Annotated in this window: 10 protein-coding genes and 2 pseudogenes; 9 read left to right on the forward strand and 3 right to left on the reverse strand. The window is 62.3% G+C overall.

Annotation, left to right across the window (positions count from 1 at the left end; translation table 11 throughout):
- A pseudogene (locus Q0X16_RS09640) lies at window positions 1-668 on the reverse strand (hypothetical protein); the annotation flags it as partial.
- Between the two features lie 164 nt (window positions 669-832).
- Here Q0X16_RS09640 and umuD point away from each other — a divergent pair.
- From umuD to Q0X16_RS09660, 4 genes are all read left to right on the forward strand, one after another.
- Window positions 833-1,300, forward strand: a complete 468-nt coding sequence (umuD, locus tag Q0X16_RS09645; RefSeq protein WP_114959241.1) for a translesion error-prone DNA polymerase V autoproteolytic subunit — start codon at window positions 833-835, stop codon at window positions 1,298-1,300.
- 8 nt (window positions 1,301-1,308) lie between these two features.
- Complete coding sequence (locus tag Q0X16_RS09650) at window positions 1,309-2,640, forward strand: Y-family DNA polymerase (protein WP_297833521.1); 1,332 nt, start codon at window positions 1,309-1,311, stop codon at window positions 2,638-2,640.
- A gap of 288 nt (window positions 2,641-2,928) precedes the next feature.
- The gene (locus Q0X16_RS09655) at window positions 2,929-3,495 is read left to right on the forward strand and encodes a DUF1190 domain-containing protein (RefSeq protein ID WP_297833523.1); all 567 of its coding nucleotides are present in this window, start codon (window positions 2,929-2,931) and stop codon (window positions 3,493-3,495) included.
- Window positions 3,495-4,679, forward strand: a complete 1,185-nt coding sequence (locus Q0X16_RS09660; RefSeq protein ID WP_297833525.1) for a glutathionylspermidine synthase family protein — start codon at window positions 3,495-3,497, stop codon at window positions 4,677-4,679. Before Q0X16_RS09655 ends, Q0X16_RS09660 begins: the two co-directional genes overlap by 1 nt.
- 196 nt (window positions 4,680-4,875) lie before the next feature.
- Here Q0X16_RS09660 and Q0X16_RS09665 read toward each other — a convergent pair whose 3' ends face one another.
- Window positions 4,876-5,226: an MbcA/ParS/Xre antitoxin family protein gene (locus tag Q0X16_RS09665; protein WP_297833527.1), complete on the reverse strand. Its 351-nt coding sequence runs from the start codon at window positions 5,224-5,226 to the stop codon at window positions 4,876-4,878.
- Window positions 5,227-5,956: 730 nt separating this feature from the next.
- Here Q0X16_RS09665 and Q0X16_RS09670 point away from each other — a divergent pair.
- From Q0X16_RS09670 to Q0X16_RS09690, 5 genes are all read left to right on the forward strand, one after another.
- Window positions 5,957-6,193 carry a hypothetical protein gene (locus tag Q0X16_RS09670; protein ID WP_297833529.1) on the forward strand — a complete coding sequence of 79 codons (237 nt, stop codon included), beginning with the start codon at window positions 5,957-5,959 and terminating at the stop codon, window positions 6,191-6,193.
- 595 nt (window positions 6,194-6,788) lie between these two features.
- Window positions 6,789-7,472 (forward strand): hypothetical protein, encoded by a 684-nt coding sequence (locus tag Q0X16_RS09675; protein WP_297833531.1) that lies wholly within the window; start codon window positions 6,789-6,791, stop codon window positions 7,470-7,472.
- Entirely contained in the window at window positions 7,459-9,339 is a 1,881-nt protein-coding gene (locus Q0X16_RS09680) for a hypothetical protein (protein WP_297833533.1), read from the forward strand. The genes Q0X16_RS09675 and Q0X16_RS09680 overlap by 14 nt, the downstream gene beginning before the upstream one ends.
- 5 nt (window positions 9,340-9,344) lie before the next feature.
- Entirely contained in the window at window positions 9,345-10,331 is a 987-nt protein-coding gene (locus tag Q0X16_RS09685) for an ATP-binding protein (protein WP_297833535.1), read from the forward strand.
- Window positions 10,328-11,629, forward strand: coding sequence for a hypothetical protein (locus Q0X16_RS09690; RefSeq protein WP_297833537.1), 1,302 nt, complete (start codon window positions 10,328-10,330; stop codon window positions 11,627-11,629). The genes Q0X16_RS09685 and Q0X16_RS09690 overlap by 4 nt, the downstream gene beginning before the upstream one ends.
- A gap of 180 nt (window positions 11,630-11,809) precedes the next feature.
- Here Q0X16_RS09690 and Q0X16_RS09695 read toward each other — a convergent pair.
- Window positions 11,810-12,179 (reverse strand): annotated as a pseudogene (locus tag Q0X16_RS09695) (single-stranded-DNA-specific exonuclease RecJ); the annotation flags it as partial.

The following is a 12,179-nucleotide window of genomic DNA, read 5'->3' on the forward strand; positions in this document are numbered from 1 at the left end:
ATCGGCCGAACGATGGGCTTGCCGTCCTCCACCAGGAGGACCGGGGCATACCACAGAGGGAAGATACGATCGTCTTGCGTCGGCTTGTGGCTCGTCCGCTTGGCGTCGGCAATCCAGCGCTCCATCTGCTTGATCTTGTTGGTAGCGATCCGTTGTTCGTTGGCCGCGGTCTTCGTCGGCTTGGTGGCCAGCTTGGCCTCGGCCGCAGCCAACCGTGCCTGCTGCTTTTCCAGCTCGGTCTCACTTTCTCCCAACTTACGACCGTTCCAAGTGGCGACCAGATCCTGGATCGAGCGCTCCAAGTCGGTCTGGGGACGCAGAAAGTTCAGATCCATCCCTTTGGGGATCTTGGTGCCGTCCGACAGCTTGTTCCTGACTCGATACCGCTCTTCCCGGCCCAGGTATAACTCCCAGAACGCTTTGATGTCGATGTCGGCACCGAACCGTTTCACGTAGCCGTCGTAGAGGGTCCAAGCTTCTGCGCTGTAGCACATGCGATCCTCCTCAAGTCGATGGGCGCTGGGCGCGAACCAGTGCGCGATGTCGCATCCCGACGCGATCCTGGAAAAGCCTATAACACGCACGTGATGGGGTGGCAGGCACATGCGGTCGAGCGCCCAAAGTCGGAATTCGGCCTGTTTCGGGCCTCCTCGCTCGGTGCGGCGCAATCGCCGGTCTGGGCCCCGGCTGGTCGACACCCCTGTTCAGGAACTCCTGTTAGTATTTTTACTACCTGCGCGGCTATCCTGTCTCCCCGGTGCGCGCCCCCAGCATTCCTGCTGAGGGGCTGCGATCTCATCGGGTGAGTCACCGACCCCTGAAGCTCGCCTCCATGTTGATCCCCGTCTCTTCTCGCCCCCTTCCCACCCCTCCCACGTTGCTGGGTCCGGTGCCATCGCTCGGCGCCCCTGTCCTGCCACTGCTGCTTGCGCGTGCCGCCTGTGGGTTCCCCAGTCCGGCCGAAGACTTCTTCCAGGAGGACGACCGGCTGGACCTCAACGAGCGCCTGATCGCCAACCCTCCGGCCACCTTCCTCATGAAGGCAGACTGTGGCGGCTCGATGGTCGACTACGGGATCCAGGACGGCGACCTGCTCGTTGTCGACCGATCCGTTTCCCCGCGCCCAGGGCACACGGTGGTGGCTCTGTGGGAAGGGGGCTTCGTGTGCAAGAAGCTCTACGTGCGCGGCAACAGGATCGTGCTGGCTTCAAGCGCTGGCTACCCGCCCATCATCGTCCCCGAGGACATCGAACTCGATATCTGGGGCGTGGTGCGGAGCAATATCCACTTTCACCTCTGAGCCCGGCCATGGTGCGGCGCCCTTCAGAGGTTGAACCTCCACGTTTTGGCCTGATCGACGGGAACACGTTCTATGTGTCCTGCGAGCGGGTGTTCGATCCCCGATTGCGTGGCAAGCCCACGGTCGTGCTGGGCAACGGGGATGGCTGTTGCATCGCCCTGTCCCCGGAGGCCAAGGCGCTGGGCTTGAAAATCGGCGTGCCCATCTTCCAGGTGCCAAAAGACATCCGTACCCAGGTCCAAGTGCGCTCTGCCAACTTCGCGCTGTATGGGGACCTGTCCGCGAGGATCGTGTCGATCCTGCATGACCTGTTTCCGCGGGTCGAGGTGTACTCGATCGACGAGAATTTCGTGGATGTGGCGGGCATGAAAGATCCAGTGGGTGCCGCGCTGGAAGCCCGCGAACGGATCCTGAAGTGGATTGGTATCCCTTGCTGTGCTGGTCTCGGTGCGACCAGAACCTTGGCGAAAGCCGGCAACAAGCTGGCGAAGGATCAATCCAAGCGCGCGGTCAATGCCGGTGCGCTGTCAGTGTTCCATGCCACTCCACACAAACTGGACGCCTTGGCAGTCGAGGACGTATGGGGTGTTGGGCGACGCTACGCCGCCCGCCTGAATGCCGAAGGGGTGACGACCGCCGCCGAGCTCGCCGCGCTCCCTGCTGACCATGTGCGTGCCCGCTACGGCGTGGTACTGGCGCGTACCCACATGGAACTTCGTGGCGTGCCCTGTGGTGATCTGGAACTCGAAGAGCCGGATCGCAAGCAGTTGGTGGTGAGCCGTACTTTCGGACGAGACGTGGTGGACCCGATGGAGGCCTTGGCGACCTTTGCCACGGTTGCCTGCGAGAAGCTGCGCAAACGCGGCCTGGCCGCCGGCGCGCTATGGGTGTGGCTGGACGGCAACCCGTTCAAAGGCGATAGCTTCCATGCAAGCCGTGCAGCGCCGTTCCCCATTCCCACGCAGGACACGGCCGAGGTGTTGCGTGCCGTGCGGTTCCTTGCCATGTCCATCATGCGCCAGACAGGCAAAAGCCGTGGCGTTCAAGCATACAAACGCGGCGGTGTCGGCCTGACCGATCTCGTCGGGGCCGAGGACCGGCAAGCGGACTTGTTCTTCAGGCCCAACGAAAAGGCCGAGAGAGGGATGGCAGTGCTGGATAAGATCAACGCCAAGTTCGGCCGCGGCACCTTAGGTGTTGGCACCGTGGGCTGGCGCGTAGGTGGCGCGATGGCTGGCGAGCGGCGTATGGGGTCAAAGGATGCTCAGTGGCGTCCTACGTTGCAGGCCTTGTCGCCCAGTTACACCACGAAGTGGGGAGACTTGTTGGCGGTGAGGTAGGCGTCCGCTCACGAGCAGTAGGTAAACGCCGCGGCCAGGATTTAGCCCCACGCATTGGGCCCTGACCGGGGTTCGAATTTGACGGGGATCACCTAGTTTTGGTCGCACGCGACGGTTTCTTCAAGGGTGCGTCGGCTAGAGGAAGCCAGTCGTGCCACCCCGCCCATGAGTGTTGTGCATCGATCGTCAGCGCTAGCTCGGAAGCACGGTGTACCCCTCTGCGTGTTCGCGCGTACCCTTCGCGCATCGCTTATCCTTGATCCCATGACACGCCGCCCAGTTCCCCCCATGAAACGCTCCCGCCATACGGCGCTTGTGCTAATGGGTGCCGCGCCCCTGCTTCTGACTGCCTGCTCGCAGGAGCCGCAGCTTCAGACCGCGGAAGGCTTATTCACCTCGGTCGAGGCGTGCATCGACAAGACCCAGAACCCCTACATGTGCAACCAGGCCTTCACCCAGGCCCAACAGCAGGCCGCAAGAGCGGCCCCTCAGTTCTCGTCCGTGCTCGAATGCGAAAACCAGTTCGGGCACGGACAGTGCGGCACGCAGCAGACGGCGGGCGGCCAGTCGTTCATCGGCCCGCTCATGACCGGCTTCTTTCTCTCGCAGATGCTCAACGGACGCAGCTCAGGCTTGGCACAGACCGCTGGCTCCGCACCGCCGCCGGGAACGATCAAAGGCGAACCCGCGTTTCGCACCGCGCACAACGACTGGCTGAAGCCAGGTCCATCGACGGGTGGTGCCGGGGCGGCTGCTCTTACCCGGGTCGATGCCCAGCCCGACCGTGCCATGACGGTGCGCCGTAGTGGATTCGGCACCACCGCTGCTCGTCGCTCCGGCACCTTCGGCGGCTGATGCGCCGCGTTCCCATCGCCCCGCGGCCGGACTGGCGACGACGCGCGGAGGCCTGCGGCTTCCAGTTCCACACCATCGACGGGGCGCCCTATTGGGACGAAAGCGCGTATTACGCGTTTACCTTAGAGCAGATCGAACAGCACCTCGAATCACCCACGATCGAGTTGCACCAGATGGCGCTCGCGCTGGTGGACGAAGTAATGGCCAGCGACGCCCTGATGGAGCACTTGGCCATACCGGAGGCGTTCCGTGACTACGTTGCGCAGAGCTGGCGCCGCCGGGATCCGCACCTGTACGGACGAATGGACCTCGCCTACGACGGTCATGGGCCCGCGAAGCTGTACGAACTCAACTATGACACCCCTACCTCGCTCTACGAGGCCGCGCTCTTCCAGTGGGAGTGGCTGGAGAACCAGCGCAAGCGAGGTGCCCTGCCTGCCCAGACGGATCAGTTCAACAGCCTGCACGAAGCTCTTGTGGAACGTTTCGCCGAACTCGCAATGCGACTGAATCCACCGCTTTACTTTGCCGCGGTGGGTCTCAGCGCAGAGGATCAGGGCACGGCGGCTTACCTGCGTGACTGCGCCACTCAAGCCGGGCTGTCCGCCGGCGCGATAGCACTCGAAGACATTGGCGTTGCTTCGGACGGACGATTTACGGACCTGGACGATATCGCCATCGGTTCGCTGTTCAAGCTCTATCCGTTGGAAGACCTGTTTTCGGATCCGTTTGGTCTTGAGCTGCTACGGTCAAACCTCCAGCTGCTGGAGCCTGCGTGGAAGCTCGTGTTGAGCAACAAGGGCGTGCTGCCGTTGTTGTGGGAACGCCATCGCGGCCACCCCAACCTGCTTGAGGCCTACTTCGACGATGGCGCCCCGCTCAGGCCGGGATGGGTGCGCAAACCGCTGTTCTCACGCGAGGGAGCGAACGTGGAGATGCACTTGGCCAATGGGCGGTTCCTGCACGAAGCCGGGCCATACAGCGGTACGGCCATTCGGCAGCAGTTGCATTTGCTGCCGGTTTTTTCGGGACACTATCCCTTGATCGGCAGTTGGGTGATAGGAGACGCGGCTAGTGGCATCGGCATTCGCGAAGACTCCAGCCCGATTACGCGTGACTCGGCGCGGTTCGTGCCCCATGCGATCGTCGACGAGGTAGTCGGGCCCATCACCATCGAAGCTTAGGCCCTGCCGTTCCGCTCTGGGTGAGCCAAGAGTGCACCCTACCTATCCGCGGTAAACATACCGCCTCACGTCCTCGAGCTAATCGGCTTGACCTGATCACTTGGCGGACACCTTGAGGCGTGAGCCTGCCATGCGAGGGCTGCCATTGACACATGGCGTAAGTAGTTCGATACCGCCGAAACAAGCAAGACGAAAACTACGAGGGCGCTCGTGCGAGGTCTCCTACCTCGATCCTATGCAGTTCGTCCAGAACTGCCGCGACGCCGGCCGTGGTGCCCAGCAAGTCCAGCGGACGGGCGCCTAACACCGGACTGGAAGCAGCCAACCATCGCCAAGCCGCGTTCGCATCCTCGAAGACAGCGACGGCGCGTGTAGCCACCACCTGGCCGGCCGCCGCCGATTCGGCCACCGCCTGAAACCGGGTAGCTTCGTCGGCCGCGCGTGAAGCGCGTAAGCGGTCGCGCTCGTGGATGGCCTCGCGTTTCAAGTACAGCCCGCCCCCCAACGCAACCGCCAGCAGCAGGGAAAGAATGATGTAGTCAGTCATTGCGTTGCGTTCCGACGTCTGTCCAACGGTGCCAGCGAACCTATGCCCGAATCGAGATCGGCATAGACGTTGTCGCTCCCGGCTTCGATAATCATCGAAGCCGGAGGATAGCCGATCATCAAGGCCTGAAAACCGTAACCTTGTAATACAATTTGTAATACAAAGCCGAGGGAATCAGCGGTACCTCTTCGGCTCTGGGAGGCAAGCCCCAACGCGCCGGTGACACCCCTCGCATAGCAGCTGGCCTGCAGCCTCTGACGGTGCCTAACGTACGCCCCTCACGTGTCGCCACAGCTCCCAGCTGGACATCTTTGTAATACATTTTGTAATACAAACCGAGGGAAGTAGCGGTAGCTCCACCGGTCCCGACGCATAGGTGTACGACTTTACCTGATCGCCTACTGCGCGTCCGAGCGCGGCAACATCATAACGCCGTGACGACCCCACACTGATTACACCCGATAACTTGGGCTAATCGCTCATGGCACGGTCAGTGCCCCCTGCCACAGATGCTTACTGATGGGCAGGCCCCGTGCTCGCGCGGCAAAATAATTGACCTAAGGTCAATTATTTGGATGCCAGCTAGGCCCACTTTAACCTGAGCCGAAAAACACATTCGAACTTTTTAATTGGTTTGAACCAACCCAATAAACGCTTTTAAATCAATAACTTGCAAGACGTTGACGTGAGGGGTAGAGTCGAAGACAAGGCATGACTTGGGAGCGGTATCGTGGCGCAGCAAGATGCGTTGAAAACAGATTACCTCCGCGCTTTTGGTGCGGTGTTGTCTGCAGCTCAAACCGCTCAGGTGCTGGGTTACCGGAGCACCGCGGCGCTAGCCAAAGCACGTTCTCGTGGCCAACTGCCGATCAAAATGTTCGCGCTGCCGCATCGACGCGGCCTATTCGCGAATACGGTAGACATCGCAGCCTGGATGACCTCCCAGCAGCCCAGCGGCGAGGGATAACCGCGCCTTCTTCAAGGAGAGTCATTGCATGACCAGCTGAGATCTGCACTCCGAACTACGGAAATGAAATGCCCCCGTTGGCGCGGGGGCATTTGCCTCTCGTCGGAGCGAGAGGTGGCGGAGCTCTACAAGCCTTCGCGTAGGCTCCCGCATTTCTCCCATGAAGTCAAGCCGCCCAAGTGGATGGCTGGGCAGGTGCGTCCTTTTCAAGGGAAATCTTTCCCCTGAACACGCTCCTTGTCTTGCCTTGCCCCACGGCGTTGCACACCAGCAGGTGTGTTTGGAGACTCTGCAGGAGCCATCATGCCCCTCGTTTCCTATCCTTCAAGGGCGACTCTCGCGCCCTCAGTGTTTCCGCTACCCACCGACATCACCATATCGCTGCACAGGCTTGGACCACGGCCCTTCGAGGCCCGCCAATTCGAACGAGGCGAGTTCGAAGGCTGCGACGATCATGGCTTCCTTTCGCTCAAAGAAGCACGTCACGTTGAGGTAGATGGCATCACCCCTATCGCGGTCGCGCGCTCACTGGAATGCAATCACAAAGTCGCCGCGTACACGGTATGTCCCGTGTCGGTGCCACAGGGGGTGGCTCATGCCGAGTAACCCGCTGCCCTTTGAGCCGCGCGTGCTGACCAAGTCGGAACGCCGCCGCGGCGACTTGTATGTGTTCAACTCCCCGAAGCTGGGTCGTCGCGTGGAGCTCATCGAGTGCGTGCGCATGGCCGTAGCACTACGCTTCGAGTTCAATCCGCTCACCTTGGCCTACGTCGAACGACCGCGCACCCTGGATGTGCAGGGCGATCCGGTGGAACTGGACTTCTGGACCCGCGAGCCGCGGGGCCGCGAGCGCTTCTGGTTGGTCGTGGCGATCGACGACACCTTGAGCCCGCGCTCTCCCCGGCGTGAGTACCGGCGTGCGCGCGCGCTGATGGAAGCGGCGCAGCTCGCGCAGCTGTCGTTGGAGTTCTGCTACGAGGAAGACCTCCAGAAGGACGCCGCCTCGCTGGGGACCTGGTATCGCCTCCTGCCGTACGCGCAAACCGCCCTGACCTTGCCCAACCGCGAGGCCTTGCGCACTCAGGTGATGGCGCAATTCGACACGCTCACGCGGGCGAGCTTCGACCAGATTGAGAGCGCGCTGCGGGGCTTCCATGCCGCGGATGTGCGCGCGATCACCGTTGACCTTGTGTGCACCGGCCAACTGGCACTGGTCGATTCGGCGCATCTGACGCGCTTTAGCGTGCTCGAACGGAGAAGCGCCCATGGCCAAGCATGATCTTACCGCGATCGTCGGTGTTGACTTACGCACGTGGCCGCGGCCTCCGGTGGACGGTATCAAAGAGGAATATCAGGCGTCCTACTTGTCACGTTGCAATGCTTTGCAGGCGGTGGCCGGCGGCATGTCATTCCGGGCGGCCGCGGCCCGCTATGGCGTCGATCCGCGCACCGTCGCGAACGATGCGGAAAAAGCGCCGCAGCTGCATACCGACAAGAAACCGTTGGGCTTTCGAGCTTGTATTCCGTTCCGGCATCGTTTGTCCAAGCCGCTGTCCGACGAGGCGGTTCCGGTGGCGCCGCCGACCAAGGGCGTGGCCTACTCGTTCTCGCGCCTGCTCGACGCCTATTCGGACTTGAAGGATCTCGTGTTGGCCTACAACGGGCCGTTGCCATCCGGCAAGGCGAAGACGCGCGCCTTCGATCGGCACTTCGGCAGCTTCAAGGCGAAGGCCCGCACGCTGTTGGACAAGGGCACGTATCCACTGTGTGAACCCGACGAAGGACGCCGCGCGCTGCACAACTATCACAAGCGCGTGCGCAAGCAGCGTCGCGAGGCCGGCGGCGCTGAAGTTGACGCGACGCCGCCGACGACCAAGCGTTTCAATCAGCTGTTCACCCTCGCACCCTTGGACCGGTGCGAGTTCGATGCGCACAAGCAGGACGTCGACTGGGTGCTCGACATTCCGCATCCCGATGGCCAGCTTGTGCAGCGACGCATCACCAAGGTCACTTTGCTCGCACTGGTGTGTGCCGCCAGTCGCTACCTGCTCTCTCACCTGCTGGTACTAGGCGAATACAACCAGTTCCATGTCTTGCGGCTGTTTAGTAACGCGCTCAAACCATGGTCGCCAAGAGAGCTCATCGTCCCGAACATGCACTACGCCGAAGGGGCAGTGCTGGGCTTGCCTTTCGACGAGCACGACTGCTGTGGCCGTCCGATCGTGTCAGCAGGTGACAACGCGATGTCGCACCTGGCGAAGTTGCCCGTCGACAATCTGGTGGATCACTTCCGGGGGGTGTTCAACTTCGGTCGCGCACACGTTCCTGAGGGCCGGCCGATCATTGAAGCCTTCTTCCGCCGCTTGGAGCAAGGCGCGCTGCGAGGAATCGCTGGCGGCTTCCACCCGCAATCGCGAGCCAACGAAAAGAAGGTCGCCACTTCGTACCTGCGTTCGGAAGATCATCCGCTGCATTGGGAAGGCATGTTGGACTTGATGGACGTGATCGCGTCCGGTCACAACGTAACCCCGCACAGTGGCCTGCACAATCGCTTGCCAAAGACGGTTCTGCACACGCACCTGGCTTCTGGCTGGACCTGGCAGGCGACGGAAGCCGCGCGCGATGCCCTTCGTGTGGCGACGATTCGTCTCCACGTCCGCATCCGTGGCGATGAAGCTGCCCGTCGCCAACCCTTCGTCCAATACAAGGATGCGATCTATCGCAGCCAGCGGCTAAATGGACAGTGGGGTCGGATTGGTGACTCCTTCCCAGCCGAGGTGAGCATCGAGGACCTGCGGCACTTGGTCTTGCTCGACCCGACGGACCACACGCCTTGGTCAAGGCAGGCGGCATTGCCACCATGGCAGCAAAGTCCCCATGACTTGCATCTGCGCCAGTTGATCAATACCGCGCGCCACCGCGGCCTGATCGACATCGCCGGTGCCGGCGACGCGGTCAAGGCGTACCACGCCTTCGCCCATGAAGAGGCGCTCAAGGCCCGTACGGTCGCCGACCAATTCGCCCGCCTGCAGATCCAGCACGGCGTCCCGGCCAACACCAACGGCAACCCTGCTGGACCTGCCGTCCCGCCGCCCGTCGTGCACCCGCGCGCGGGCAGAACGTCTTTCGCTCTGCGCAAGGACTGATGCCCATGAATGCGATTATCGATCTCCTGTTGCACCCGTTACTACAGCTTTTTCGTCCACTGATCGCCACCCACCCGATCGAACGCGTCGCCGATGCGATCAACGCAGCCATCGACATGGGTTATCGTGGCTTGGGTGTGTTTGGCTTTGCTCGCTTCGGCAAGACCGAATCGATCACCTACCTCATCGATCATCCCTTCTGGCTTGCACAGCGCCCGGCAGCGATGTTGCGCGTTGATGCTCCCGACACGCACAAGCGCACCGACAGCAGCTTCTTCCGGAGCCTGCTGACACTGTTGGGCGTGCGCGTTCCCTTGCGAGCCAACCCGGACGAACTTTGCACGCAGCTGATGGGGCGCCTCATCGAGGTGGCTCAGAACTCAGGAACTCACTTGATCATCCTGTTTCTGGACGAAGCGCAGCGCCTGCTGCCGGCCGACTACGAGCACCTGGTCACGCTCGACAACCGCATGACGCGGGCTGGCTATTACTTCTTCGTAGTGCTCTTCCACCAACGAGACATTACCGGGTTCAGCAATGAAGTGCTGCCCAGCAACGATCACCCGCCGCACGTAACCGGCCGCTTCCTAGTGCGCAAGCACGAGTTCACCGGTCTGGTCGGTGTGGATGAGGTTGCCTACGCGCTCACACGCTACGACGAAGGGACCGAGTGGCCGCCGGGCACCGGTATCAGCTACACGCAGCACTTCGCTCCGGACGCGTTCGCCAATGGCTTTCGTCTGGCCAATTACGCGCAGCGTTTGTGGGATTGCGCCAGCCATCTGCGCGCCGAAGCGAGACTGCCGACCGAGTGGACTTGGCCCATGAAGAGCTTCGAAGCCACGGTCGTGTACCTCCTGACGGCAACCATACCCTGCACACCGAGTTTCGAGTCCTTCGATGACGAGCAGCTCATCGCTGCGCTGAGGGCCGCCGGCCTGGTTGAATTGGAGAAGTCGCGCCACACCTACCAGCCGCAGGGGTGCCGATGAACACCGCGACGGTCCTGCCGATGCTTGACCCGCGCTTACTAGGGGAACATTGGGAAAACTACGAAGGCACTTCCAGCTTCGGCGTGTTCTGGCGCGCCACCCGACTCAATCATCTGCACCGACGCGACCTACGCAGCTTCCTTCACTTAAGCCTGCGCGCCGGCGATGATGCCTTCGCCCGGCTGACGCGCGGCATCCCCCAGCAGGCCGCGTTGCGTTTCAGCTTTCCAGAATCGGAGTTCATCGAGAAGAGCTATTGGCGGCCGGAAGAGTGGTGGCCATTCGGGGGCCCGATGCCCTTCGAGCAGATGTCGTGGCGGCTGCGGGTGTGCCCTGTCTGTGCTCGCTCTTGCTACCATTGCCTGCTATTCCAGATGCCCGGCGTGGTTTGCTGCCCGTGGCACGGCGTGGCGTTGATCGATGCCTGTCCCAAGTGCGAGAGCCCCTTGGCGGTGGACGTTCAGCGCGACCTGCCAGTGGGCCGGTGTCGTTGCGGACACGATTTGGTCGACTTCGTGGCCAGCGTCGTGGGCGAGGCAACGGTGCGGGGACACAAACACACTGCGATCGAAGACCATCTGCAACGCGCGGCATCGAGTCGTGGCCGCACCTGGCTGATCGCCCCCGAAGTGTTCGACGACCGAGCTTGGACCGCCTTGCACTGGTTCGGCAATGGCGCTCCGAAGACCGGGACCTTGCTGTCGGAGCGGGTTGGGCTGGATCACAGCGTGCGGTTCACCTCGGGTCGGGTGGGGCCTAAAAGTGGACTGGAAAGCGCTCAGCCGAGCTTGGTCGCCCTGCCGTTAGAGTGGTTTGTCGCTTTTCAGCGCATCGGCGCACAGCTGCTCGCAATGGTGCCTCGCGAGCACCTGCCCACGTTGGTAGGGCCAGCCAGCGACATGCGGCGGGCTTTCGGCCAACTGCCCGCCTTCCCGGGCAGCCGCGAGATGTACTTGTCCACAGAGGTCCTGGATCGATCCGTGCTGAGGTGCGCAGGCCTGCTCGCGGCGATCGTGGCGAACTCCGCGGGGCGTCGCACCTTCGTCCAGCCCGGTCTCAGGCAGCGTATCTGGGACAACACCCACGGGCTTCGCTTGGTGGATGCGCTGGTACGCCGGATCTTGACGCGGGGCTACGCCGACGGATTGCGGGTAGCCCTCGGGCGCCATGTCCCGGCGCTGTATGACGCTCAACATAACCGGCCGGTTCGGCGCCTGCCTTGGGTATTGTTGGACCTCCCGGAGGGCGAGCTGCCGTCCGCTCGAATTGGCTGGACGCGCCAGCGCGGAACCTTCTAAGCGGCCAGGGGCCGGCGCCCGGGTAGGAACAATCCCCTGATCAGCGAGGGTGCTGCATAGTTTCCTGCCGGGTGCCGTTCCTGAGGCAGAGATTTCTGGGGCCGAGGCGCATGCGGCATGGATTTATGCGCCGGGAGGCGCACATACTTGACCTTGATGGGATCTACCTTCCTAGGGTTTTCAGTTAGTTAGAATTTGCACCCTTCTGTGCGGCAGACACAGTTGGACTGCGTCGCCACCGCGCCAGCCGTCCGGCGTTATCTGGTAAGCCAGGCGAAGTCGGCGACCGGGTTCGACGCCATCCCAGCCGTTGAACTGGATGGCGGAAAATCGCTGGCCGCCCAACCCGAGGTCCAGTTTCAGATGTACGTCCTTGAGCACGCGCCAACCGAGAACCTCGAAGACGTCGTCGAACAGTGGTTCCGGATAGCCCTGCCCCCAGTGGCCACCGTCGCGCAGGGCAATGGCGACGTTGATATTCAGTTCGTCGGCCGCAAGTGCGCCGTCGCTTTGAATCACGTCGGTCAGCAGATCTTCGTCGAGGGTCTGG

It is taken from the genome of Thermomonas sp. (assembly GCF_025993755.1).
In the GTDB taxonomy this organism is placed as follows: Bacteria; Pseudomonadota; Gammaproteobacteria; order Xanthomonadales; family Xanthomonadaceae; genus Thermomonas.

Excerpts from the sequence above, each read along its gene's own strand:
- umuD (WP_114959241.1), top strand. The coding sequence starts at position 833 with ATGTTGATCCCCGTCTCTTCTCGCCCCCTTCCCACCCCTCCCACGTTG.
- Q0X16_RS09650 (WP_297833521.1), top strand. The coding sequence starts at position 1,309 with ATGGTGCGGCGCCCTTCAGAGGTTGAACCTCCACGTTTTGGCCTGATC.
- Q0X16_RS09655 (WP_297833523.1), top strand. The coding sequence starts at position 2,929 with ATGAAACGCTCCCGCCATACGGCGCTTGTGCTAATGGGTGCCGCGCCC.
- Q0X16_RS09660 (WP_297833525.1), top strand. The coding sequence starts at position 3,495 with ATGCGCCGCGTTCCCATCGCCCCGCGGCCGGACTGGCGACGACGCGCG.
- Q0X16_RS09665 (WP_297833527.1), bottom strand. The coding sequence starts at position 5,226 with ATGACTGACTACATCATTCTTTCCCTGCTGCTGGCGGTTGCGTTGGGG.
- Q0X16_RS09675 (WP_297833531.1), top strand. The coding sequence starts at position 6,789 with ATGCCGAGTAACCCGCTGCCCTTTGAGCCGCGCGTGCTGACCAAGTCG.
- Q0X16_RS09680 (WP_297833533.1), top strand. The coding sequence starts at position 7,459 with ATGGCCAAGCATGATCTTACCGCGATCGTCGGTGTTGACTTACGCACG.
- Q0X16_RS09685 (WP_297833535.1), top strand. The coding sequence starts at position 9,345 with ATGAATGCGATTATCGATCTCCTGTTGCACCCGTTACTACAGCTTTTT.
- Q0X16_RS09690 (WP_297833537.1), top strand. The coding sequence starts at position 10,328 with ATGAACACCGCGACGGTCCTGCCGATGCTTGACCCGCGCTTACTAGGG.